Raw genomic sequence first — 22,651 nt, 5'->3', positions numbered from 1 at the left:
TCTTCTATATGAAGACCTTCAAAGAGCTACCTCGATCTAATGCTAAGTGTTCAAAGGTATTATAATTAAATTACTAATGTGGCTAAAAATATCCCAATTAAGATTAAAGGTTCTTCAGTTATAAGTATGCCAAATGTTGCTGATGATGTGTTAGATTGCTCTATCCATAATTCAACTATTTGAAAACCATTGCTAAAAACTAGCTCAACCATTTAACACTCGCTGATACACCAAAAATCACTAAAACTAGTTAACCTTTATCCTGCATTCCATCTAAAACTGGTTGATGACGATGGGAATTCTGAGCCAAAATACCGTACTTGGGAGCAAATATCATTGCAACCATAAACAATACCGTTAACAGTACCACGATCGCGCCACCTGTAGATACGTCAAAATGGTAGCTAAGGTAAGTTCCACCTACGCAAGAGAAGACGCTGGTAGCAATTGAAATCCATAGCATACGGTCAAAGCGGTCTGTTAGTAAATATGCCGTCGAGCCAGGGGTTACTAACATGGCAATAACCAGAATAATACCTGCGGTTTGCAGAGCGGTGACAATGGTTAAAGCCAGTACCGAAAGCAAAGTATAAAACATAAGCTGGGTGTTTAGACCAATGGCTTTGGCGTGGTTGGGGTCGAAACAGAATAGCAACAGGTCTTTGCGGCGGATCGTAATTATTACCAGAGTGATAATACCTGCAATTAAAGTTTGAATGATATCTTCTTGAGAAATACCCAGCACATTACCAAATAGAATGTGAAACAGGTCGATGTTGCTGGGAATTTTGGTAATCAACACCAAACCGAAGGCAAAAAAGCCCGTAAAAACTACGCCAATAACTGCATCTTCTTTGAGACGAGTTTTTGATTTGATGTAGCCAATGGCAACAGTTGCCCCAAACCCAAATAGAAAGGCTCCAATAGCAAAGGGAATGTTTAGAGCATAGGCTACTACTACCCCTGGTACGACCGCATGAGAAACCGCATCTCCCATAAGCGACCAACCTTTAAGAGTAATATAGCAAGAAAGTACCGCACAGACTAAACCCACAAAGGCACTAACCCAGATTGCCCGAACTAAAAAAGGATACTGTAAGGGTTCGATCAGCCAGTCGATAACGGGAATGGCAACCATTATATCGCTCATTACTCTACCTCAGAGTTTTGGTATATATTCAAAGGATAACCGTCGAAAGTCATGCTGATATCGAGGTTTGGAGTTACTGTTGACATGATTTTATTACTGCTTGCCAGTGTTACTACCCGCTAATAAGCCATTGGTAATGGTACGGGCATCGTATTCGAGCAAATCAATAAAGGTGGGAACGGCTCCTTCTTTATTAGAAAGGGAATCTACATAGAGGTTGCCCCCAAAATTTGCCCCCGTTGTTTGAGCCACTTGTTTTTGTCCTTCATCGCTGACGGTAGTTTCACAAAAAATCGTGGGTATATTATTAGTTTTTACTTCCTCAATTACCCTTTGTATCTGCTTGGGAGTATACTGCTGTTCGGCGTTTATAGGCCAGATATAGATTTCTTCCATATCATAGTCGCGAGCCAGATAAGAAAACGCACCTTCGCAACTTACTAAATACCTTTGCTGTTCGGGTACTTTACTTAAATCTGCCTCTAGCGTTTCATCAATGGTGCTGAGCTTTGCGCTGTAGGCTTTGGCATTAGCATTATAAGTATCGGCATTTTCGGGATCGAGTTTGACAAAGGCTTGACGAATGTTCTCCACGTAAACTAGCGCGTTGCGAGGGGACATCCAGGCATGAGGGTTGGGTTTGTTAGTGTAAGATCCTTCAGAAATTGGGATTGGCTCGATACCTTCTGTTAATAATGCCGAAGGGACACCCTTTACATTACCTAAAAACTGCTCGAACCAACGCTCCAAATCCATACCGTTGTAAAGAATTAAGTCGGCATTCTGGACTTTAACAATGTCGCTGGGTGTGGGTTCGTAGCCGTGAATTTCCGCACCGATGCGCGTAATTGACTCTACATTTAGCTTATCCCCTGCTACGTTTTGAGCAATATCGGCTAAAACGCTAAAGGTAGTTAAAACTTTCTTTTTATCAGTTGATGAGTCACTGGCAACATCAGTGGTACTGGTACTGTTCGAGCTAGCTGTTGACGAAGTTTGCTCTGTTCCATCACAGCCTGTAAGCCACATACTTAGTGTGATGCTAAAAAACAAAATAATGCTTCGCCTGAAAAAAGTTTCCGCCATATAAAAAGTAAGTGACCCTCGATTTCATCATTATATCGTTTTTTCATATTTATCTCATAATTGACTTTTCGTAGAATTTTTTTATTTGGTCATTTAACGCGAACTAATTAAACTAAATTTATAATTTACGATGCAAAGTAAAGTGTAAAGTGATTTCGGCTTTAAACTAGAACTAATCTTATGGATAGCAATTCAAAAACTGGATTATAAGCAAATTGAAGCTCAAGATATTAAATTAATTATCGTCGATCCCATTACTGAGCTTTGTTCGGAACTACAAGAGAGATTTGCACAAATTGAATCTGTTTTAGTTATAAACGACCGCTTTGAAAATATTCCAGAATATGATTGTATGGTCAGTGCTGGTAATTCTTTTGGCTTGATGGATGATGGAGTAGATTTAGCTATTATCCGTTATTTTGGAATAGATTTAATGGATAAAGTACAGGAATACATCATTAGAGAATTTCGTGGCGAACAACCAGTAGGTACTTCATTTATTATTGAAACAGGACATCCTCAACATCAAACGATATCGCATTATCAAACATCTTTTGGTTCAATTACGAGTTGAATTCCCGCTAAAATCTGCTCGATTCTTACCTTACTTAAAGTTCCAATTTTCTGCTGTAGCTGTTCTTTGCTAACAGTAAAAATCTGCGATACGTTAACGATACTCTGTTTGGGCAAATTAGCCTCGTCTTTTTCTAATAAAATATTTCCTGGTGCATTGGCTCTTTTTAAATTAGAAGTTAAAGCGCAGACAATTACAGTAGCAATGCGCGACTGATTAAAAACATTATTTTGAATAACTACATGAGGATGACGATAAGCGGACTGTGCGCCAATAGGTTCGCCTAAGTCTATCCAATAAATATCGCCTTGTTTGATTACCATTCTTCAACGACAGACTGGTGAACGGACTTCATCTGTCGAGTCAGTTCGATCTCATCGGCTGAGTCTTCGCAATACACAGCGTCCAATTGCGCTAACATCTGTTGATTTTGATGGCGAGAAATAAACTCTGATAAAGCAAGTTCAAATATTTGACTGCGGGAAGTCGATAGCGATTCTGCTAGTTTGTCAGCATTTAACAATACTTCCTCTGAAAGGGATACTGCGGTTTTGACTTTAGCCATTTTTTAAGTTTTACCAATAATTATACTTTTAATTATACTATTTGGTAATTAAGCCTCGATAGAAAGATTAAAAAATCCGAATTTCTCTGAATTCACGACTTTTAATACTTAGCTGTTAACAACTGATGCCTGTAAGAAGTGTATTGCAGCCAAACGAGAATTGCTACGTTAGTATTCGATGATACAGTGAAAAACTTTGACCTGAACGTAAATAAAATTACGACTGTCTTGTACTAAGTATCCCGTGTACGAATTAGGTTCGGCTTTTTTAGATCCGACTCGGCTGTTATTCGAACTGCAAAACATCAATCGGTTAAATCAAAGTTTGGCAGGCAATCTCGAACCAGAAGCGATCGCCCGTCGCATAACTGATGGTTTGGTAGATAATTTTGACTGTGCGTTTGCTCGTATTTGGCTAGTAGACAGCGATCGCAACGCACTAACCCTGGTAGCCTCATCGGGAATGTATACCCGTCTTGATGGTGAATTTGCCAAAGTGCCAATGGGCGCCTATAAGGTAGGCAAAATAGCGCAACACGGTATTCCTTTTTTAAGCAATCAGCTAGCGGCAGAATCATGGGTTAAAGATCGGCAGTGGGCAATTGCTAACAATCTTTGTGGTTTTGCAGGTTTGCCCTTAGCAATAAGTGACAATACAGAAAAAATTGCCGATCGCGTCATTGGAGTACTGGCAGTTTTTAGCCATCAGCCAATGAATGCAGAATTTTTAGAAGCCTTAAGAATTCTCTGTAGTTCGGTAGCTGTAGCGTTAAATAACGCTCGATTGTATCGCCATAAATCACAGGATATTGACTCGGAATCTCTGCTAGATACGCCACTTTCAGAACAAATATCAGAAATTTTGAGCGAGGTGCGGTTAACTCTGGTAGGTACAGAACAATCTCTAACTATTTCAGTTAACTATATCTTGCTACGCACCGCAGAAATCCTTAAAGCCAACAAGTGTAGTTATTGCCGTTTGACTTATGAAGGAGATCGCCTGTGTTTGGAGGCAATGTCGCTTTCAGAGACAAATTTTCAGCAACAAGCAGCTTGGAAAAACATTACTTTAGTAATTACTAGCATGGGGGGTGAAGTACAAACTGCCAAATCCGAACGTAATTTAGTCAGGTTGAGATTATTTATCCCCTACACCTACAAATCAAAAACAGAGTCTTCTCTTTCTCATCGAGAACGAGAAATCGTGCAACTTCTAGCTGAGGGACTGCGCGATCGCGAAATTGCTCAAAAATTATTTATCAGCGATCGCACCGTCAAGTTTCACGTTAATAATGCCGTAAATAAGCTTCAGGCTCGTACGCGCATTCAAGCTATATACAAAGCATATTCAAAAGGTTTTTTGGGTCTATAAATTATGTAGAATCTTACGGTAATCTAACTAACACTCTAATGTCTTCAAGTGATAAATATGCTTTGGCACTGCATACTACTACGCCCTATTTAGGTATAGCAATCGATAATCGTCTGGGCGATTGCCGAGAACAAACCTGGAATTTGGGACGAGATCTATCATCGCACTTACACCTATATCTTCAAGAAATGCTGCAACCGCAGACTTGGCAAGATCTTAAATATGTTGCCGTTGCTAGAGGACCTGGAGGCTTTACGGGAACTAGAGTGGGTGTGGCTACTGCTCGTACTATTGCCCAACAGCTAGACATTCCCTTATTCGGCATTTCTACTTTAGCCGCTATAGCTTTTGCCGCCGTTAAAAATTACAACTCTAATAAGCTTTTGGCAGTTCAAATGCCAGCCAGACAGGGACAATTGTTTGTAGCGATATATCAATTCGACTCTAGCCACACTTTGCAGGTACGGCTAGCAGACACGACAATGACCCTAGAAAACTGGCAAGCAACTTTAGCTAGTTTGACCGAACCATACCAAACAATAGAAGCTCCAGAAAATTTGGCAACTACCGTCACTGCACTGATAGAACTAGCAGAGCAACAATGGCAACAGCAAAAATTTTCTTATTGGTCGGAAGTCATACCTTTTTACGGACAAAGTCCAGTCTAAAGAGCGATTAGTTTTTAGATCTTTATTAAATAAGTGTCAAAATGTAGAAGCGTGTCGAGGCAGCAAACAGGCTCGACTGCGATTTATAATGTAACTCCTCGCGTCCAATTCGAGCAGAATGACCTCCAATCTTATCACCAAACCGCAATTAAACGCTCCTACAGTTGAAAAACTAGATAATGGTTTGACTGTAATTGTCGAACAAATGCCAATCGAAGCAATAAATCTCAATGTCTGGCTTAATGTTGGTTCGACTAGAGAAACTGACGAAATTAACGGCATGGCGCATTTTTTAGAGCATATAGTTTTTAAAGGCACTCCCAGCCTGAAAATGGGAGAGTTCGAGCATTTAATTGAAGAAAGAGGGGCAGTTACCAACGCCGCTACCAGTCAAGATTACACTCACTATTACATTACTACTGCTCCTAAAGATTTTGCCGAACTAGCACCCCTACAGCTAGATGTAGCTCTAAATCCCAGTATTGAAGATGAAGCGTTCGAGCGTGAAAAATTAGTCGTTTTAGAAGAAATTCGCCGTTCGGAAGATAATCCTAGCAAACGTACTTTCTATCGTTCGATGGAAACTTGTTTTGAGACATTGCCCTATCGCCGTCCCGTATTGGGTCCCGCATCGGTAATTGCCAACATGCGATCGCAACAAATGCGCGATTTTCATGCTTCCTGGTATCAGCCTCAGTCAATGACGGTAGTAGCGGTAGGCAATTTACCCGAAACCCAGCTAATCGATATTATTGCCAAAGCCGCGTCAGAAACCAAAGCCGATACTAATATTGTTGAAACTAACTATCGTCAGGAACGGCAGCAAAATTCTAGATCTTTAGCAGCAGAACCTGCTTTTAAAGAAATAGTGCGTCGCGAATACACCGATGAAAATTTACAGCAGGCGCGACTGGTAATGATGTGGCGCGTACCTGGCATGATGGAATTAGAAGCAACTTATGCTTTAGACGTGCTATCGGCAATTTTAGGACAGGGTAAAGTTTCGCGTCTGTTCAGAGACTTAAGAGAAGAAAGAGGTTTGGTTTCGCAAATTGGCGTTAGCAATATGACTCAAACCTATCAAGGTGTATTTTATATCTCAGCGCGATTGCCAGCGGCAAATATTTCCGCAGTAGAAACAGCAGTTGCCGAACATTTGCAAACAATTTGTACCGCAGGTGTTTCCGAACCAGAAATTGCTCGTATTCGTACCCAAGTTGCCAACCGTTTTGTCTTCGCCAGCGAACGACCGAGCGATCGCGCCAATCTTTACGGTTATTATTATTCTCAACTGCAAAGTTTGACTCCAGCCTTAAATTATCCCGATCGCGTCCGCACCGTAACCGCAGAAGATTTACAGGCAGCAGCACAAAAATACCTCGATCCCCATGCTTATGGTGTTGTGGTAATGAAACCTGCATAACTGGCTGCGAACTAATTCAACAATGAATAGTGAACAGTTAACAATGTTTACCGCTCCGTTGCTCATTGCTCATTGCTCATTGATAACTGCTAAGTTCGCATAGTTCTAGCTTATTTATTAGTCTGTGGCTATTTTTTCTTTTTTAGACATTTTGTCTTTAATCGACTGATAAACTATCTTATCTCTCAATTTTTCTTCTTTCAATTTCAATTTTAGAATTTGTACTTGGCGAATACTTAAATTTTCTCTCTCGCTATCTGCCAAGCAATGTAGAAAAAATAATTGATGTTTGCTCTCTGGTAAATATGACATTTTTACCTCCTATGCTAAAAATTTGAAACGATGAGGAATAGCCTCGAACTTATTTTTAATTTTGTTCGTTAGCGAAATAGGCATAAGTGCCGATGGTAACAGCTAATAACCAGCCCAAAAACAAAACGCTTGCTAATATTGTTGTCACAATTTTGCTCCTCGGCAAACAGCCGATCGAGTACATCCACAATCTAGCAGCTATGTCTAGCTTTTTTGATGTTTTTTAATAAATACCCAAAATTGTCACATACAGCAACAACATTCTCAGACTGGTAAAGATATTGATAGTTAAGCATTACAATCCTGGGATCGCCAACACTTGACACCTGGGGAAGGTTAGACGCTCTATACTATAGCTCGCTCGTAATGAGAAATAGACCGTACAGATCGCACTTTATGAGTTGGGGATGATAATCAATTAATCTAGCGCGATCGCCTTATTGCCCATTAAATTAATTGAATAAATTAACAGCAGATTCAATCTAGACCCGATCGCTTGACTTTGTAGGGTATCTCCTCAATAGGTAGGGAATCTCCATCGAGGTTGTTGTAAATTAACTGAAGCCGTCGTTCCCCTGCATATTTGACTAACTTACCACTATATAGTTCGGCTTTAGTTCCCAAGCTTTGAATCCGTACTTTACCCCCAAATACCGTAGCTCTGGCTAAATAGATTACTAAATCGTCTCTTGAGGGACGATTGACAGTGGTGCTGGCGGTTAAATGAGCGACCCCTCGCTCGTCTATTTCCTGGGTCATTGCCATTGCCGTATTGCGAATGCCTCGAATCGCCACAATTGCCGACGCTACTGCCATTGTGATGTCTGTACCATCCTCGGTAAAAATTTTTTGGTTGGAAAGATATTGAAAATTTCGTTCGCTTAAATCGTCACGAATACGCTGATGGATTGTATTGTGAGGATGATAGTCGGTTAATGCTCCGACAATCGCACCACAGGCATTACGAGGTTCTCGCCAGGGAGATTCGCGAGTTTTACCATAGATGCGTTTTTCTCCTTCCTCCAAACGACCAACATGAGTTTTAAGATCCGTTGCCACCAGGACAATCGATTGGGGATTTCCCTCATATAGTCGGCGGCGTAGCAGTTCGTCTAGCTGATGGGCAACGGTAACGTGTGCCAGAGTCGCACCGTTGTCCGTGCCGCCACCTGCGGGGAAAAAAGCTTCAAGTTTGAGTTCGCCAATTTCCGAAAGAGTAGCAAAACGAGCCGCCACTACATCGCGATAGCGTTTGGTAACTTCTCCCTGATGGATGCGATCGCCACAGTTGGTATAGGCTAAGGTAGTAACTACGCTAGGCAAACTCAAATCCGCCCCACAGGCGTGCATATCGGTAGGATGAGATGCCGCAAACTGAAGTTCGTCCCGTAGCAACTGCAAGCCATTAATCAAAACGTAGCGATCGCTGACAATTTCGTTGAGATAGTTGTGATATGCCGTTCTTTCCATACCAAAGCTAGCAGGAAGACACCAAAAGCGATCTATTCTGGCATAAGTTGAGTCGGCATCAAAAGGAAGAGACATAAACTTTTAAAGCATCGGGAACAAGGAAAGTAGAGGAGCAGGGAAAAAAATAAATCCAAGTACGAGACAAACTTTTTTTGCACCTCTATCCTTTAGTACCACAGACAATTTTAATTGTCTCTACTTACTTATTGATAATTGTTTGGTGAATTTATGAGCGCGTTTTCCTTCGATTGTTAAAGGAACGCCATTATGAGGGGCGACTGTAGCACCGCGACGTTTGGGAACTGAGGGATGTTTACTAGCTAAATCCAATTTCCACTCGGTTAAAATCTTAGCCAAAACTAGTTTCATTTCTAGTAAAGCCAGAGCATAACCGATACAGCGGCGATTTCCTCCACCAAAAGGCAAAAACTCATAGGGGGAATACTGTCTTTCTAAAAACCTTTCTGGTTTGAATAGATGGGGTTCGGGGTAAAGATCTTCGCGTCGGTGAGTTAGATAAATTGCGGGAGCCAACATAGTTTCAGGGGAAATTTGATAACCCATAATTTCTACGGGCATCTTAGCTATTCGTAAAAAAGCCATAAAAGCGACGGGATAAATCCGCAAAGTTTCATTACATACGGCAGTTAAATAGGGCAAACGAGAAATGGCTAAGGGATCGATATTGTCATCTACACTATCTAATTCGGCTAATAACTTTTGTTTGACTTCGGGCTGCTTGTGAATCCAATATAAAGCCCAGGCTAGAGCAGTAGCAGTGGTTTCGTGMCCTGCCACTAAAAGAGTCATCATCTGGTCTTTAAGCTCGATATCGCTCAAGCCTTGTCCCGCTTCGTCGCGAGCCGACATCATCAGACTGAGAACGTCTTGTCCCATCGCTTCTGGGTTGTTTCTTCTTTGGTCGATTTCGGCTTGCAATAGATTATAAATTTCTCTTTTGCACCGCACGACTTTACCCCAAAGACTCCACTCACCTAAATCCTGTTGTAAGAGCGGTAAAAAAATTACGCTAGCTTTGAGAGGCGAACCAGTCAGATCTAATAATTTGATTAACGAAGGTTTGATTTGCTTATAACGTTCTCCTTCACTCAAACCAAAAACAACGTGCAAAATTGTTTCTAGAGTGATATTTTGCATAGCTTTGTGTGCCACAACTGATTGCTGCTGCGACCATGTGCTGGCTACTTTATCGGTAATTTGGCAGATTGTCTTAGCATAAGATTTAACTTTTTCCCCATGAAAAGGAGGCATCATCAATTTGCGCTGTCGGCGGTGAGACGAGCCATCTAATAAAACTAGAGAATTGTCTCCTAGCAAACTACTGGCGAGTCCGTTGGTGCGTCCTACATCAAACTTTTGGGCATCAACGCTCAAGATATCCTGAATTCCCTGGGGATTGCTTACTACTATAAATGGAGGCAAACCTAGCAAGTTTAACTCAAAGATATCTCCGTATTTGCTGGCGCATTCTTCCAAATAATTTAGAGGACGAAAGATCCAGTTACCTAACTGGATTAGCGAGGAGCTTTTGGGACCATTTATCATCGCTTGCATTGGGAAAGGTGACAATATTATTTTAGATATTTATAAATTTTGGGTGGAATACAGTTATTCAACCAATTCAGAATTATATTCGTTGAAAGAACGCCGCTTTAATTCTATTGACTCCGAACGAGGCAAGAGATCGAATACTTCTCTTAACCTATCGTCTATTTGTTCGTAAGGAACTTGTCCTTTAGCTTCATAAACCTTTTCGCCCTGTCCGTTTAAAATTACGGTCTGAGGTACGACACCAGAATAATAGTAACCTGGTTCCTGGGGAGTATAATCGGATTTAGCTAATAAAGAATCTACGCTCACAGGAATGACATTAGCTGCCCGACCGTAAAATTCTTGAATGCGAGAAACTATTAACGAAAATTCTTTGCAGTCTCTACTGTCATCTACATAAAAAACCAACACGGCAGGAATTTCTCGTTGTAAAGACTCTTTTAAATTAAGCCGAGGGGGAACTAAAGAGCCATTTCCTGCATACAAAATAAAGATATTACCATCATAGCGGTCGTCATCGATATTAGCTAAAGCAGGTGTTCCATGTCCAAATAATGCGATCGCACAAATTGCTAGTACCAAGCCTAACTCAACTAAAGATTGTCTGAACCGAGATAAAATATTGCGATCGCATCTAAATAACTCAATCAAAATCATATATAAATAAGTTTTTATTTAAAATTGCTGCAATATATAAGTTTATCTTGCTTTTACCAATGAATTTGACTGAGAATATAGCGCAGGCGATCGTAATCGTCTTTTAACAGTACGCTGAGATTTCTACCTACGCTAACCAACCAGTCTCGATTCGCCTGACGCAACTGATACACATCTCTTACCGCAGCTGCTACCAAAGACTCGACGGGAATATCTCTAACCTGTAACAAAGTGCGTAAAAAATCTAGTTTTTCGGTAAAGTGAATGACTTCTGCTGGTTCGCAACGATAGACGGCTTGATGTATTTGTGGCGGACGTGGGGGTAAATATTGAAATACCTTGCCCAGGTTTTTGCCGTTACCGTTCTGGGTATTGTTGGGTACTTCGTAACCGACAATTGCCGCTTTAAATTCAGTTTTAAGCATGGCAAAAATCTGTGGCTGCTGTTCCCGCAATTCTGCTAACGACAACCCCAAAGCCCTAGCGCGATGTACCGAGTCGATTGGCGTAGTCGTAACGTGGGTAACTACCGCCAAAATCTTATTGCCCGACTCCTCATCAAAAGAGGCGAGCCAACTACCAAATGGCGGCATTTTAGGAAATTTAAGATCTTCTGGTTCGAGACACTGTGCCAAATACTGCGTGGTGGAAGTTTCAATTACTTCGGCAATATGATTGGGATGGCGATCGCCTACTGTAAACTGAGGTAGGGGAAGACGCATAAGGCGTTAATTAAACTATTTTTTCTTAGACAGGTCTACTGCTTCAACTTCTGATAAGTTAAAAGTAACTAATTTATCCCAGTTACCGCCTTCAAATAACACTGCTACTTTATTATCGTCAATGCGCTGTACCAGACCCTCAAATTTGTAGTAGGTATCATCGGGGTTAGTAACTTTAACGGTTGCTCCTGGTAAGATCATCATAATTTTTATTCGTGGCGCGATCGCACCTTGCTAAAATTTGCTGTTATCTAGCTTATAACAAACAAATGTCGCTGTCTTTATTTAATTAAAAAGGCGAACACTGTTCGCCTCTAACAACAAAGTGGTTAACTATAATTAGCCTGGTTCTTCCTCATATTCAGGTGCTTTCTGTTTTTCAGGAATATTGACTGGCGGAGGATTGTACGGTTCTGGTTTGATATCATCATCCCAGACATCTTCGGGAGGAGTACTATATTCGTACTCTTTTACTGGAGTTTTAGTTTCGTATACTGGAACATCGTATACTTCTTCTTCAGGTGTCTCTTCCCAGTTACTTTCTTCGTATTCTTCATAAGGTACTGCCTCTGCTTTTTGGCTTACAGGTGGAACCGTGCTAGCTTCTTGCCATTCATCTTCATCCCAGCGTTCCTCCATTACGGGAGTTCGTTCGGGAATGGGATTGGCGATGGGAGTGTTTATTGGCGTACCAGTACCCAGTTGGTTCTCTGCTTTAACTGTCTGAGGATAATATTCTTCTGGTTCTCTTTCCCATACGGGACGACCGATACCCAGACGCTCCAAAAGTCCTACTGAAAGTTGAGTAATTCTTTCTTCCGAACCCTCAAAGACAATGAGTCTATTGGGTCCGCTACTGACTACTTCGTCGATAGATAGTTCGTAAGTACTGATAAGGCGATCGGGAATTTGGGTTATTCCCAATGAAGCAATAATTATCGAGTAAACTTTGCCGTCGCGAACGTCAAATTGAAAATCTCTTACTCTACCCAGAGGTTCTCCAGCTTCTGTAATTACTTCGCAGTTAATCAACTTGCTAAAAGTTTCTATGTCAATATCTTCGATTACATCTTCATCATCTACTAAAATGACATCTCCAGTTTGGCGGATGCTGTCGAGATACATATATTTTGGTATACCAGATACCGAGAGTAAGTTGTCTCGTAAACCCAAGGCTATTACTTCTCTGCGGTCTATATCTACTAATATTTCTTTAACTACTCCCAACCGCTTACCACTATTGCGAGCGATTACCTGAGTATTGAGAAATTCAGAACGTAGATGTGTATTTTCGGTTGTCATTTTATTGTTTGATTTATAAAAGCTGCTGCTTGCGCTTGCTGTTTTTTAAAGTAATTTTAAAATTGCGATCGGCAGTTACGGCTGCTGTTAAAAAAAGTACTAAAAAAATTGCTATGGAGACTACCTATCGCCTTGATGTTGTTTGTCGATTTACCAGGCAAAAGTTAGTTTTTAAAGATTAAATTTTTACTTTAATTGCTTTTTTGCCTTGCATAACTGCGGTTATTCGTTACTATCCAATTTTAGTTTCTACATATCGCTCCGAATGTTACTTAATAACTTTACGATCGTATAACCATTTTAGCTAATCCCAAAGTGTTTGCCTCATTGGAGCATGAATATTGTTTTTTGGCAAGCAAAAATATTATTGCTACTGAAGTTGCAGCAGACTATGACGATTTGAAGTAATTTTTAGCGTTTAGTCTACTAGTTAATTAAAGGTAAAGCGTTAATTAATGAGGGATAAGCAGGTAGAGAGCATCGCTTAATTTGGAAGCAGGAAGCAAGGGTATTTCGCAGCAACTTAGCAATCAATAGCGATAATAATAACAAAATTGGTAGTTAGTTACTGCAAGTGGGTACTCTAAAGTTTGTTGCCTCCAAAGTTTTCCTGAGAACCCATGAACCGCGATCCCATTGCTCCAGAATTTAAAAGTTTACCATTTACTCCCGATATTTTAGAAAGACTATCCAAACAACAGAGCGAATCATCGGCAAGTGGTTGTTTGGAACTAATATTTGGTTCGGTTCGATTTTTTGTTTATCTCAATCGAGGAAAACTGCTTTATGCTACTAATTCTATAGATCCCTTTGAAAGATTAGAGCGTCATCTGCGTCGCTTGAGTCATCAAAATGACGGGCTCGATAGTAAAGTTGTCAAACAACTATGCCAACAATACCAAAATGAGACAGATTTGCAGTCCGATTTTCCTTTGGACTATCAGAGTATTTTAAAACTGTCACAACAGCAATATTTGAATTCTCTAGAAACAGCAACTCTTATAGGCAGAATCACCAGAGAGGTGTTTGAAGCTATATTATGTTTGCCTGATTCTTGTTATTGTAGGTTACTCGCTCCCAACAAACAGTTACCAGAATTTTGTAAATTTGACTTGGCTTTACATCTTCAACAGTGCCACAAAAGACTACAAGCCTGGAAAACTTTTACCGCAGAATTGACTTCTACTTACCAGCGTTTGTATTTGGTAACAGAAAAAAATAAATCTGTTACCAACTTGCCTACCGAACAAAATGAGACGATTTGTAAATTTCTTAAGGGTTATAATTTTCGTCAGATTGGAGCTTTACTCGATCGCGATGAATTAATTGTGGCAAAAATTCTCTATCCTTCAATAGTTAACAAAACTATTGTTCTTAGAGATCCTCAATCTCCCTTCGATTTATTACCACCACTGCCAACACAAAATATTTTTGCTCCGTCTGAAGACTCTATTGAGTTTGGTGCGCCTGTCGAATATTCTCCAATAGATAGAAGCAGCTATCGTCTACGTAGTTCGAGCAGTCAGGAGACTTTAATCTCGATCGAAAAAACTTGGAAAATAGTTTGTATAGACGATAGTAAAGCAATTCAAGAAGATATTCAAAAAATTCTCGACAACAAATTATTTAAAGTTTTGGGAATTGAAGATTCGGCAATTGCTGTCGATTGGTTAAACAAATATCAACCAGACTTGATCTTGTTAGATGCAAATATGTCCAATACTAACGGATATGAACTTTGTTCTTTACTGAGAAACGAGCGTAACTTTAAAACCACTCCGATTATAATCTTAGCCCAAGAGAGAAGTTCGCTCGATTCTACTAAACTAAAATCGGTAGGAGCGACTGACTGTTTATCTAAACCCTTCGATCGCACACAGCTTTTTAATATTATTTTCAAATATATTTAATAGTATAATTTTAGGCGAATCACGGTTTATTTTGTTGGGTATTGCTATAAAAATGTCTGCGCCAGCAATTGTTTGAAGCGATCGAGATTAGGTAGAGAAGTTTGTGCGCCATTTTTAGTCACAGCTAAGGCACCAGCAACCGTACCCCAGCGAACTGCTTCTGCCAGAGATTTTCCAGAGGCTATGGCTACTGCTAAAGCTCCATTAAACGCATCGCCCGCAGCTACTGTATCGACTACCGAAACCGATATTGGTTCTACCCAAAAACTATCGGTAGCACTACTACAAAATGCTCCCTGACTGCCCAAAGTAACAATTACGTTTTTAACACCCATTTGATGCAGACAAAATGCTGCCTGTCTGGCAGTAGTTACGCCATCAACTGTAAACCCTACCAACTGACTAGCCTCTATCTCATTGGGAGTGATAAGATCGATCGCCCGATAGAGTTCGTCGGGTAAATTTGACATTGCAGGAGCGGGATCGAGTATCGTAAAACAATTATTGGCTCTAGCTTCTCTGGCTGCTGCTAATACGGTAGCCAGGGGAATACCCAACTCCATCAATACCACTTTGCTTTGAGAGAGCAACCCTCGAAATTTTTTAACTTCTTCCTCTCTGACCAAATTGTTTGCGCCAGCAGCACAGGCAATAGTGTTATCTCCTTTTTCATCTACTACAATTGAAGCCACTCCTGAATGAGTATGAGGGTTAACGGTTACTCCTTCAATATTTACACCTGCATTAGATAAATTTTCTAACAAAGTTTGACCGAAGCGATCGCCCCCTACCTGTCCGACTAAACTGACTGGAGTTCCTAATTTAGCTATTGCTACGGCTTGATTGGCTGCTTTGCCTCCCGCAGCCGAAAAAAAGCGATTGCCAATTACGGTTTCTCCCTTACTCGGTAATCGAGAAACTTCTACTACTAGATCTAAATTAATACTGCCAAAGACAACGATGGTCATTATAAAAAGTTTATAATCTCAATGCTATAAATTGCTGTTTGATTGTCGCTACTACAATTTAGCTACCTCAATTATCGCCGATCTCCAATAAAAAGCCTACCAGCTAAAAACCAGAACCTTCATCAGGAATAATTATTTCAACCTAGTTACTTTGATGTCTACAGCATGAATAATTACCATAAGTCGATTTGGAATTTTAAATTTATCGCTCGCTCGATATTTATTTGGTTAATAGCGATCGCTATTGTCGGTTTGGGTTTTACTATAGCGCGAGCGCAAAATGCTAATGCTCAATTAGCTAAAGAAGTATATCTCGATAACTGTAGTAGCTGTCACGTACCTATTCCTGCGGAAGTTTTACCAACCAAAACCTGGGAACAGATTTTAAACAACCCTGAAAATCATTACGGTGCGTCTTTGACTTTACCAGATAGGGTGAGTACGCTTTTGATCTGGAGTTATTTGAAAAACAACTCTCGTCCCTTAATTACAGGAGAAACTGCTCCTGAATACGTTACTAATTCTCGTTATTTACAAGCTTTGCATCCCCAGGTAGATTTGCCCAAACCAACTACCCATCAAAGCTGTATTCTCTGTCATCCCAATGCAACAGAGTTAGACTATATTACGATTAAAGATTAATCGCTCTCAATTTCATCAAATGTGGCGATCGATTGCTGGTAACGATTTAAACTTTTCTAGCTCGACTGGTTTTTCTGCTTTGAGACGCGCGATTTCTGCTAATATCTGCTGCTGTTGTTTTTGAACGAGATCGAGGCGATCGCAAATTGCTGATAACTGTTCGGAGTTAGTTGTTAGTTCGTAGTTGGTAACGGTTTTGGTAAGATTTTTATCTTTTACTCTAACTTCCCAACCAAACAGCTTTTTGAGTAGCAAAAATGGAGCTTGTAAAATCCACAACCACAGGCGATCGATTGAGGTAGTGATTAACTTATAAACAGCGACAAATAATCTAATCATAAAAATTGTCGCGATCGCCATCCCAACTACGGTAATTAGAGGATGATGAACTAACCATAAAATTAATGGATGTTCGGCAAACCAACTGTTTATCGTATAGTCTAAAGAGCTTTTAAACTTATCTAACATGTAGTCATTAGTAGTTGTCTTAAAAGTATCTAACTGGCGGTTTGTAGTTTGGGTAACTGTATCGGCAAAGTTTTCTGCCGCTGAAACTGTCTTATTCAAAATATTCATTATCTTATCTTTGCTAAAAATTCAGACAGCTATAATCGAACCAACGCAAATTGCTACGAAGTATTGGGGTAATTAGCTACTTACTGTGGATAAAACTAAAATTTATTTCTATTATAATTTCAAAACTTTGACCGATCCGAGCGATCGCCACAGACCGAAACAGGTAGTGATTCTACGCCATAGCAGCAGGTAGACTAAAACGCTGGGAAACTAGGCAAAATGGTAACATTATTTTATAGAAGGTCATTCAGGTTCGTGGTTTTCCAGCCAGATCCAGTCTTTTTTCAACAGCAAGGTGTTCTACTAAAGCAAATTCCCAAGCTGCGATCGCAACTCGCCAAGATAAATAAAAATACCGATAAATCGATTTATTATGTTTAAAAAACTGTTTGGAGATCCCAACGCTCGTAAACTCAAACAATTTCAGCCTACAGTAAAGGAAATAAATTTACTAGAAGAAGATATCAAAAAGCTTTCTGACGACGAGCTTAAAGCCAAAACCTCAGAATTTAGAGAGCAGTTAGCCGAAGCTAAGACTGAGGAAGAAACTAAAGAAATTCTCGAAGATTTGTTACCTGAAGCTTTTGCTGTAGTAAGAGAAGCAGCAGTTCGAGTTTTAGGGATGCGCCACTACGACGTACAGCTTTTAGGTGGTATCGTTCTTTATAAAGGGCAAATTGCTGAAATGAAGACTGGGGAAGGTAAAACTTTAGTCTGTACGCTTCCAGCATATCTCAATGGTTTGACGGGTAAAGGAGTTCACGTAGTTACAGTTAACGACTATCTGGCAAGAAGAGACGCTGAATGGATGGGGCAAGTACATCGCTTTCTCGGTTTGACTGTCGGTCTGATTCAGTCGGGAATGAATCCGATGGAGAGAAAGAAAAACTATGGCTGCGACATTACCTATACAACCAACAGCGAACTAGGCTTTGATTATCTGCGAGATAATATGGCTACTTCTATGGAAGAGGTCGTGCAGCGTCCTTTTAACTACTGCGTGATTGACGAAGTCGATTCGGTTTTAATCGATGAAGCTAGAACCCCGTTAATTATTTCGGGACAGGTAGAACGTCCGACAGAAAAATATTTGCAGGCAGCGCAGATAGCAGAACAGTTGGTTCAACAAGAAAACGAAGAAGATGAATCAGGCGACTACGAAGTCGATGAAAAAGCCCGCAACGTTTTAATGACCGATATAGGTTTTGCCCGCGCCGAAGAAATATTGGGCGTTAGCGATTTATACGATCCAGAAAATCCCTGGGCGCATTATATATCTAATGCGATTAAAGCTAAAGAACTATTTACTAAAGACGTTAACTACATGGTGCGTAATGGCGAAGTAGTGATCGTCGATGAATTTACGGGTAGGGTACTGGCAGGAAGACGCTGGAGTGATGGTTTGCACCAGGCGATTGAAGCTAAAGAAGGAGTAGAAATTCAAAAAGAGACTCAGACTTTAGCTAGTATTACCTATCAAAACTTTTTCTTGCTGTATCCGACTCTAGCAGGAATGACGGGTACGGCAAAAACCGAAGAAACCGAGTTTGAGAAAGTCTATAATCTTCAGGTTACGATTATTCCCACTAATTTACCGTCTAAGCGCGCAGATCTTTCCGATGTAGTTTATAAAAAAGAACTCGGTAAATGGCAGGCAGTAGCCCAAGACTGCGCCAACATGAACGAAAACGGTCGCCCCGTACTGGTGGGAACTACCAGCGTGGAAAAATCAGAGTTGCTTTCCAAGCTGCTGCAAGAAAAAAATATCGCTCATAATTTGCTCAATGCCAGACCCGAAAACGTCGAACGGGAGTCAGAAATTATCGCCCAGGCAGGTCGCAAAGGTGCGGTAACTATTGCCACTAACATGGCGGGACGCGGTACGGATATTATTTTAGGTGGTAACTCTGACTACATGGCGCGGTTGAAGATCAGAGAATATCTCATGCCCAGAATCGTCAGACCTGAAGATGACAGTCTGATGGTAGGAGTTCCCCAATTCAATGGTAAACAAGCCCCTCAAGGTTTCGCCGCCAATGGCAAGAAAAAAGCTAAAAGCTGGAAAGCATCGCCGCAAATCTTTCCTACGGAATTATCTACCGAAACCGAAAACTTACTAAAAGAAACGGTTAAGTTTGCCGTACAGCAGTATGGAGAACAAAGCTTGCCAGAACTAGTAGCAGAAGAAAAAATCGCGGTAGCAGCAGAGAAAGCCCCTGTAGAAGATCCCGTAATTCAAAAGCTAAGGGAAGTTTACAATCAAATTTTACAAGAATACGAGCAGTTTACCGCTAAAGAACACGAAGAAGTTGTAACTAACGGCGGACTACACGTAATCGGTACGGAAAGACACGAATCTCGCCGTATTGACAACCAGTTACGGGGACGGGCAGGCAGACAGGGCGACCCTGGTTCCACTAGATTCTTTCTCAGTTTGCAAGATAACTTGTTAAGAATTTTTGGTGGCGATCGCGTCGAACGGTTGATGAACATGATGCGAGTCGAAGACGATATGCCCATCGAATCAAAGATGCTGACCAATTCTTTGGAAGGGGCGCAAAAGAAAGTCGAAACTTTTTACTACGACACCCGCAAACAGGTATTTGAATATGACGAGGTGATGAATAACCAGCGTCGGGCAATTTATGCCGAACGCCGTCGGGTACTGGAAGGATTCGACCTCAAAGAACAGGTTATTCAGTATGCCGAAAAAACCATGAGTGAAATCGTCGATGCCTATGTCAATCCCGAACTTCCTCCCGAAGAATGGAAACTAGATAAAATGGTTGATAAGGTCAAAGAGTTTATCTATTTACTAGAAGATTTAGAACCAGTCCATTTAGAAGACATGACCGTAGGCGAAATTAAGACTTTTCTTCATGAAGAGGTTCGTAAAGCTTATGACCTTAAAGAAAATCAGATCGATAGCATCCAGCCTGGCTTGATGCGACAAGCCGAACGCTTCTTTATCCTCCAGCAAATCGATACTCTATGGCGCGAACACCTCCAGGCAATGGATGCCCTGCGGGAGTCTATTGGTTTGCGGGGTTACGGACAAAAAGATCCTCTGATTGAATACAAACAAGAAGGTTACGAGATGTTTATTGAAATGATGATCGATATTCGCCGTAATGTTGTGTATTCACTGTTCCAATTCCAGCCACAACCACAACCGCAAGCAGTATAAAAGATGATATTTATGTATGGGTGAGGCATGCCTTGCCCCTACTGTCTGGCATTATTTAGCCCAAAGAAAGCGAAAAGTCGTCCCGCGATTTAGTTCGGATTCTACTTCGATCGCGCCGTTTTGATTTTCTACAATTTTTTTGACAGTTGCCAGACCGATTCCCGTGTTGCGTTTATCATTTTGTTTGCCTAAAGTTTGAAAGATATCAAAAATTTTCGCCTGTGCTTTAGCAGCAATGCCAGGTCCATTATCGCTAACGGCAAATTCGTAAAACTTCTCTCGTTCTAGAACTGAAATGACTATTTTTCCCTGAGAAGGATTGTGATGATGCTTGATGCTATTGCTAATTAAGTTAGAAAAAATCTGGCTTAAAAGCAAACGTTGAGTTTCAATTATTGGCATTTCTCCTTCTATTGCTATCTTAAACTCTGGGGGAGGAGCTAGAAGATCGACAGTTTCCTCTATCAGTTGTCTGACATCAACTTTTTCTTCGGAGCTTATCTGCCTGCCTGCGCGAGCATATTGTAGCAGCCCTTCAATCATGTTTTCCATTCTGCCAACTCGCTCTCTCAGTAAATTCATCTGCTTTTGAGTATCTGGGGTGAGTTTACCTTCTAAGTCTTCTTCAATCCACAAAGAAAGATTGCTAATTGCTCTAAGTGGTGCTTTGAGATCGTGAGATACGATATGGGAAAAATCATGAAGTTCCTGGTTGCGTTCTGCCAGGGTACTATTAATTTGAACTAAAGTTTGATTGAGACTGACAAGTTCTCCCGCTCTTGCTTGTAGTTCCATTCGTCTATTTTCTAGCTCACGCTCTAATAGATCGAATAAACATAGTGCTGCCAAAAAACCGAGAAGACTAATAATAGCAACACACCACAATAAAATGTTTGTCGTTTTTCTGACATCGAAAAGTTTTTGTCTGTGAGTATTTAGCAACTCCCACTCTTCCGTTCTTAAGGTATTAGCATTAACTTTAATAGCATCTAAAGTAGTTTGGCTTTGAGAAAATAAATTATCGATCTGAGAAGAACGCGGACTGGTTCGATTTGTTGCTGCTACTGTTTGCGCTAACAAACTCATTTCTCTTCGTATGAGTTTGGTAATTTGCGCCACATCTGGCTGTTGTGAAGTGTCGCGGTGTAAATCTTCAAGTTTGGTCAGGCTATTTGGCACCTCTTTAGTTGCCTGCTGGTAAGATTCGAGAAAATCGGGTCGACGAGTAATTACGTAGCCACGAATCCCCGTTTCTGCGCTATTGATTAAAGAAAGTACATTGTTAGTTTCAATAATCGCCATCTCGCTGCGATCGATTTGTCGATGAACGGCGATCGCATCTTCTCGCGACCAAATCCAGGTTACTAAGATAGTAAAAGTGCAAATTGCTGGTATGGAAAGAATTAATGCTCCTCGATAACGAATTGGAAGTTTAGACCAGCGGCAGTTTTTACCAACCGAACCCAAAAATTGGAGCATTGTTATTACCTCTCAAATAGATAATAGTTATTATCTAACACAAAGCTTTGGCTCGTTTTACCGCAGCTCGATATCGAGCCAATTGGCAATAGGCATTGGTGACAAGTTAAGGCTCTGTGTCGGTTGTCAAGAGGGATTCGGAGACAAGTCCAGAGGTGGCATAGCTCTTTTAGGGCGAGGGGATTTGACTATCCCCAAGTCGCGATTTTCAGGTGCAGTTAGATAGGCGACAATATTGGTGACATTGCCTTGATTTAATGCTTGGGTAAAATGATAAATTCCGCGAAAAACCATTTCTACAGAAATAGAATTTATARGTAAGGTAAGCTCGTCAGCAATCTCATCAGAGAGAGCGAGGAGAAGAGCAGAGAAAAGCCATGTTGCCCAGATTTGTAATTTAATCCCATTAATCGAACGCCACTTGCTTCAAGTCGGGGAACCCGCCCAACGCAGTGGCTCACCAGTCCACAAGTAACTCAAACCTGGCAACCGTTTAAGTAGAAGAAAACTTTCTTCGATTCGCCAGCGACGTGAGTAGAGAGCGCCAACCACAAAGGGAGGTAAAATCTTGGGGTCAAGTACCGAAGTAAGATATCGATACCAGCTACGACCATGACGAATCTCAACTAAACGCAAATCCAGAATGGGATTACCTTGATAACCAGTACCGAGGCGAATCAATCGGCAAAGCCGATTCGCCGACCGAAGGTCGTGTGCGATTCGTTCTTCTGAAACCTAGATTAATAGGGGGATAGAAGGCATTTCTAAAGTAACCCACAATGGGTCGAGTTCGCACTTTCAATCCTTTAGAAATGACAACTTACATATCATCAATGTGAGGTAATAACTAACAATAGTAAAATCCAAGTCATTGCGCCCTTGTGCGGGGCGAAAAGCATACAGCGTCCCCTTCGGCGACGAAGGAGAGGAGTTTCCCTTAAATCTGGGCTGATAATTCAGATTTAATCTGCGGGAGTAATAGCGGACAGAGCGACGCAGCCCCGAATGGGGCAAAG

The 22,651-nt window shown here is 40.9% G+C and carries 23 protein-coding genes; 7 read left to right on the top strand and 16 right to left on the bottom strand.

Translation table 11 applies throughout. The features are described from left to right. Nucleotides 1-250: 250 nt before the first annotated feature. A complete protein-coding gene (locus KV40_RS04410) occupies nt 251-1,150 on the bottom strand; it encodes a metal ABC transporter permease (RefSeq protein ID WP_036478359.1) in 900 nt (299 codons plus the stop codon). A gap of 93 nt (nt 1,151-1,243) precedes the next feature. After that, on the bottom strand, nt 1,244-2,236 hold the full coding sequence (locus KV40_RS04405; protein ID WP_036478358.1) for a metal ABC transporter substrate-binding protein: 993 nt from the start codon (nt 2,234-2,236) through the stop codon (nt 1,244-1,246). Nucleotides 2,237-2,588: 352 nt separating this feature from the next. On the opposite strand from KV40_RS04405, the gene KV40_RS36030 reads away from it, so the two are divergent. Further along, on the top strand, nt 2,589-2,810 hold the full coding sequence (locus KV40_RS36030; RefSeq protein WP_052055348.1) for a macro domain-containing protein: 222 nt from the start codon (nt 2,589-2,591) through the stop codon (nt 2,808-2,810). On the opposite strand, the gene KV40_RS04395 is transcribed toward KV40_RS36030, so the two are convergent. Together KV40_RS04395 and KV40_RS04390 are read right to left on the bottom strand one after the other, a co-directional pair. Then, nucleotides 2,780-3,133 (bottom strand): type II toxin-antitoxin system PemK/MazF family toxin, encoded by a 354-nt coding sequence (locus tag KV40_RS04395; protein ID WP_036478357.1) that lies wholly within the window; start codon nt 3,131-3,133, stop codon nt 2,780-2,782. The two genes, KV40_RS36030 and KV40_RS04395, sit on opposite strands and share 31 nt — an antisense overlap. Then, entirely contained in the window at nt 3,127-3,375 is a 249-nt protein-coding gene (locus KV40_RS04390; RefSeq protein WP_036478356.1) for a hypothetical protein, read from the bottom strand. The genes KV40_RS04395 and KV40_RS04390 overlap by 7 nt, the downstream gene beginning before the upstream one ends. Nucleotides 3,376-3,619: 244 nt before the next feature. Here KV40_RS04390 and KV40_RS04385 point away from each other — a divergent pair, with 244 nt between their 5' ends. The 3 genes from KV40_RS04385 (at nt 3,620) to KV40_RS04375 (ending at nt 6,838) form a co-directional block, all read left to right on the top strand. Further along, a complete protein-coding gene (locus KV40_RS04385; protein WP_036478355.1) occupies nt 3,620-4,747 on the top strand; it encodes a LuxR C-terminal-related transcriptional regulator in 1,128 nt (375 codons plus the stop codon). Between the two features lie 38 nt (nt 4,748-4,785). Next, the gene (tsaB, locus tag KV40_RS04380) at nt 4,786-5,415 is read left to right on the top strand and encodes a tRNA (adenosine(37)-N6)-threonylcarbamoyltransferase complex dimerization subunit type 1 TsaB (RefSeq protein WP_036478354.1); all 630 of its coding nucleotides are present in this window, start codon (nt 4,786-4,788) and stop codon (nt 5,413-5,415) included. A gap of 118 nt (nt 5,416-5,533) precedes the next feature. Beyond that, the gene (locus KV40_RS04375; RefSeq protein WP_036478353.1) at nt 5,534-6,838 is read left to right on the top strand and encodes a pitrilysin family protein; all 1,305 of its coding nucleotides are present in this window, start codon (nt 5,534-5,536) and stop codon (nt 6,836-6,838) included. Between the two features lie 117 nt (nt 6,839-6,955). Here the strand turns inward: KV40_RS04375 and KV40_RS04370 are convergent, their stop codons facing one another. From KV40_RS04370 to KV40_RS04340, 7 genes are all read right to left on the bottom strand, one after another. Further along, complete coding sequence (locus tag KV40_RS04370; RefSeq protein ID WP_036478352.1) at nt 6,956-7,150, bottom strand: hypothetical protein; 195 nt, start codon at nt 7,148-7,150, stop codon at nt 6,956-6,958. A 477-nt stretch (nt 7,151-7,627) separates the two neighbouring features. Next, nucleotides 7,628-8,695, bottom strand: a complete 1,068-nt coding sequence (locus KV40_RS04365) for a hypothetical protein (protein WP_036478351.1) — start codon at nt 8,693-8,695, stop codon at nt 7,628-7,630. Nucleotides 8,696-8,815: 120 nt separating this feature from the next. Continuing rightward, nucleotides 8,816-10,195, bottom strand: coding sequence for a cytochrome P450 (locus KV40_RS04360; protein ID WP_036478350.1), 1,380 nt, complete (start codon nt 10,193-10,195; stop codon nt 8,816-8,818). 54 nt (nt 10,196-10,249) lie between these two features. Further along, nucleotides 10,250-10,849 carry a thylakoid membrane photosystem I accumulation factor gene (locus KV40_RS04355; RefSeq protein WP_036478349.1) on the bottom strand — a complete coding sequence of 200 codons (600 nt, stop codon included), beginning with the start codon at nt 10,847-10,849 and terminating at the stop codon, nt 10,250-10,252. A gap of 53 nt (nt 10,850-10,902) precedes the next feature. Further along, nucleotides 10,903-11,571: an HAS-barrel domain-containing protein gene (locus tag KV40_RS04350; RefSeq protein WP_036478348.1), complete on the bottom strand. Its 669-nt coding sequence runs from the start codon at nt 11,569-11,571 to the stop codon at nt 10,903-10,905. Nucleotides 11,572-11,586: 15 nt separating this feature from the next. After that, nucleotides 11,587-11,772 carry an NAD(P)H dehydrogenase subunit NdhS gene (locus tag KV40_RS04345; protein WP_036478347.1) on the bottom strand — a complete coding sequence of 62 codons (186 nt, stop codon included), beginning with the start codon at nt 11,770-11,772 and terminating at the stop codon, nt 11,587-11,589. 138 nt (nt 11,773-11,910) lie between these two features. Then, nucleotides 11,911-12,873, bottom strand: coding sequence for a PRC-barrel domain-containing protein (locus tag KV40_RS04340; protein ID WP_036478346.1), 963 nt, complete (start codon nt 12,871-12,873; stop codon nt 11,911-11,913). 620 nt (nt 12,874-13,493) lie between these two features. Between KV40_RS04340 and KV40_RS04330 the strand changes: the two genes are divergently transcribed. Next, nucleotides 13,494-14,783, top strand: a complete 1,290-nt coding sequence (locus KV40_RS04330) for a response regulator (protein WP_036478344.1) — start codon at nt 13,494-13,496, stop codon at nt 14,781-14,783. A 44-nt stretch (nt 14,784-14,827) separates the two neighbouring features. On the opposite strand, the gene rbsK is transcribed toward KV40_RS04330, so the two are convergent. Next, nucleotides 14,828-15,751: a ribokinase gene (gene rbsK, locus KV40_RS04325; RefSeq protein WP_036478343.1), complete on the bottom strand. Its 924-nt coding sequence runs from the start codon at nt 15,749-15,751 to the stop codon at nt 14,828-14,830. Nucleotides 15,752-15,916: 165 nt separating this feature from the next. On the opposite strand from rbsK, the gene KV40_RS04320 reads away from it, so the two are divergent. Then, complete coding sequence (locus KV40_RS04320; RefSeq protein WP_052055347.1) at nt 15,917-16,393, top strand: hypothetical protein; 477 nt, start codon at nt 15,917-15,919, stop codon at nt 16,391-16,393. A 15-nt stretch (nt 16,394-16,408) separates the two neighbouring features. Here the strand turns inward: KV40_RS04320 and KV40_RS04315 are convergent, their stop codons facing one another. Then, complete coding sequence (locus tag KV40_RS04315; RefSeq protein ID WP_036478342.1) at nt 16,409-16,969, bottom strand: hypothetical protein; 561 nt, start codon at nt 16,967-16,969, stop codon at nt 16,409-16,411. Between the two features lie 373 nt (nt 16,970-17,342). Between KV40_RS04315 and secA the strand changes: the two genes are divergently transcribed. Continuing rightward, the gene (secA, locus tag KV40_RS04310; protein ID WP_036478341.1) at nt 17,343-20,156 is read left to right on the top strand and encodes a preprotein translocase subunit SecA; all 2,814 of its coding nucleotides are present in this window, start codon (nt 17,343-17,345) and stop codon (nt 20,154-20,156) included. A 51-nt stretch (nt 20,157-20,207) separates the two neighbouring features. On the opposite strand, the gene KV40_RS04305 is transcribed toward secA, so the two are convergent. The 3 genes from KV40_RS04305 to KV40_RS31810 form a co-directional block, all read right to left on the bottom strand. Then, on the bottom strand, nt 20,208-21,635 hold the full coding sequence (locus tag KV40_RS04305) for an ATP-binding protein (protein ID WP_052055346.1): 1,428 nt from the start codon (nt 21,633-21,635) through the stop codon (nt 20,208-20,210). 126 nt (nt 21,636-21,761) lie between these two features. Further along, nucleotides 21,762-21,929 (bottom strand): hypothetical protein, encoded by a 168-nt coding sequence (locus KV40_RS34620; protein WP_156113939.1) that lies wholly within the window; start codon nt 21,927-21,929, stop codon nt 21,762-21,764. A gap of 132 nt (nt 21,930-22,061) precedes the next feature. Further along, on the bottom strand, nt 22,062-22,316 hold the full coding sequence (locus KV40_RS31810) for a transposase (RefSeq protein ID WP_052055344.1): 255 nt from the start codon (nt 22,314-22,316) through the stop codon (nt 22,062-22,064). Between the last annotated feature and the right edge of the window lie 335 nt (nt 22,317-22,651).

The sequence above is a fragment of the Myxosarcina sp. GI1 genome (genome assembly GCF_000756305.1).
In the GTDB taxonomy this organism is placed as follows: Bacteria; Cyanobacteriota; Cyanobacteriia; order Cyanobacteriales; family Xenococcaceae; genus Myxosarcina.
Note: the sequence above shows the minus strand (reverse complement) of the source record. Positions and strands in the feature narration are given on the sequence as shown.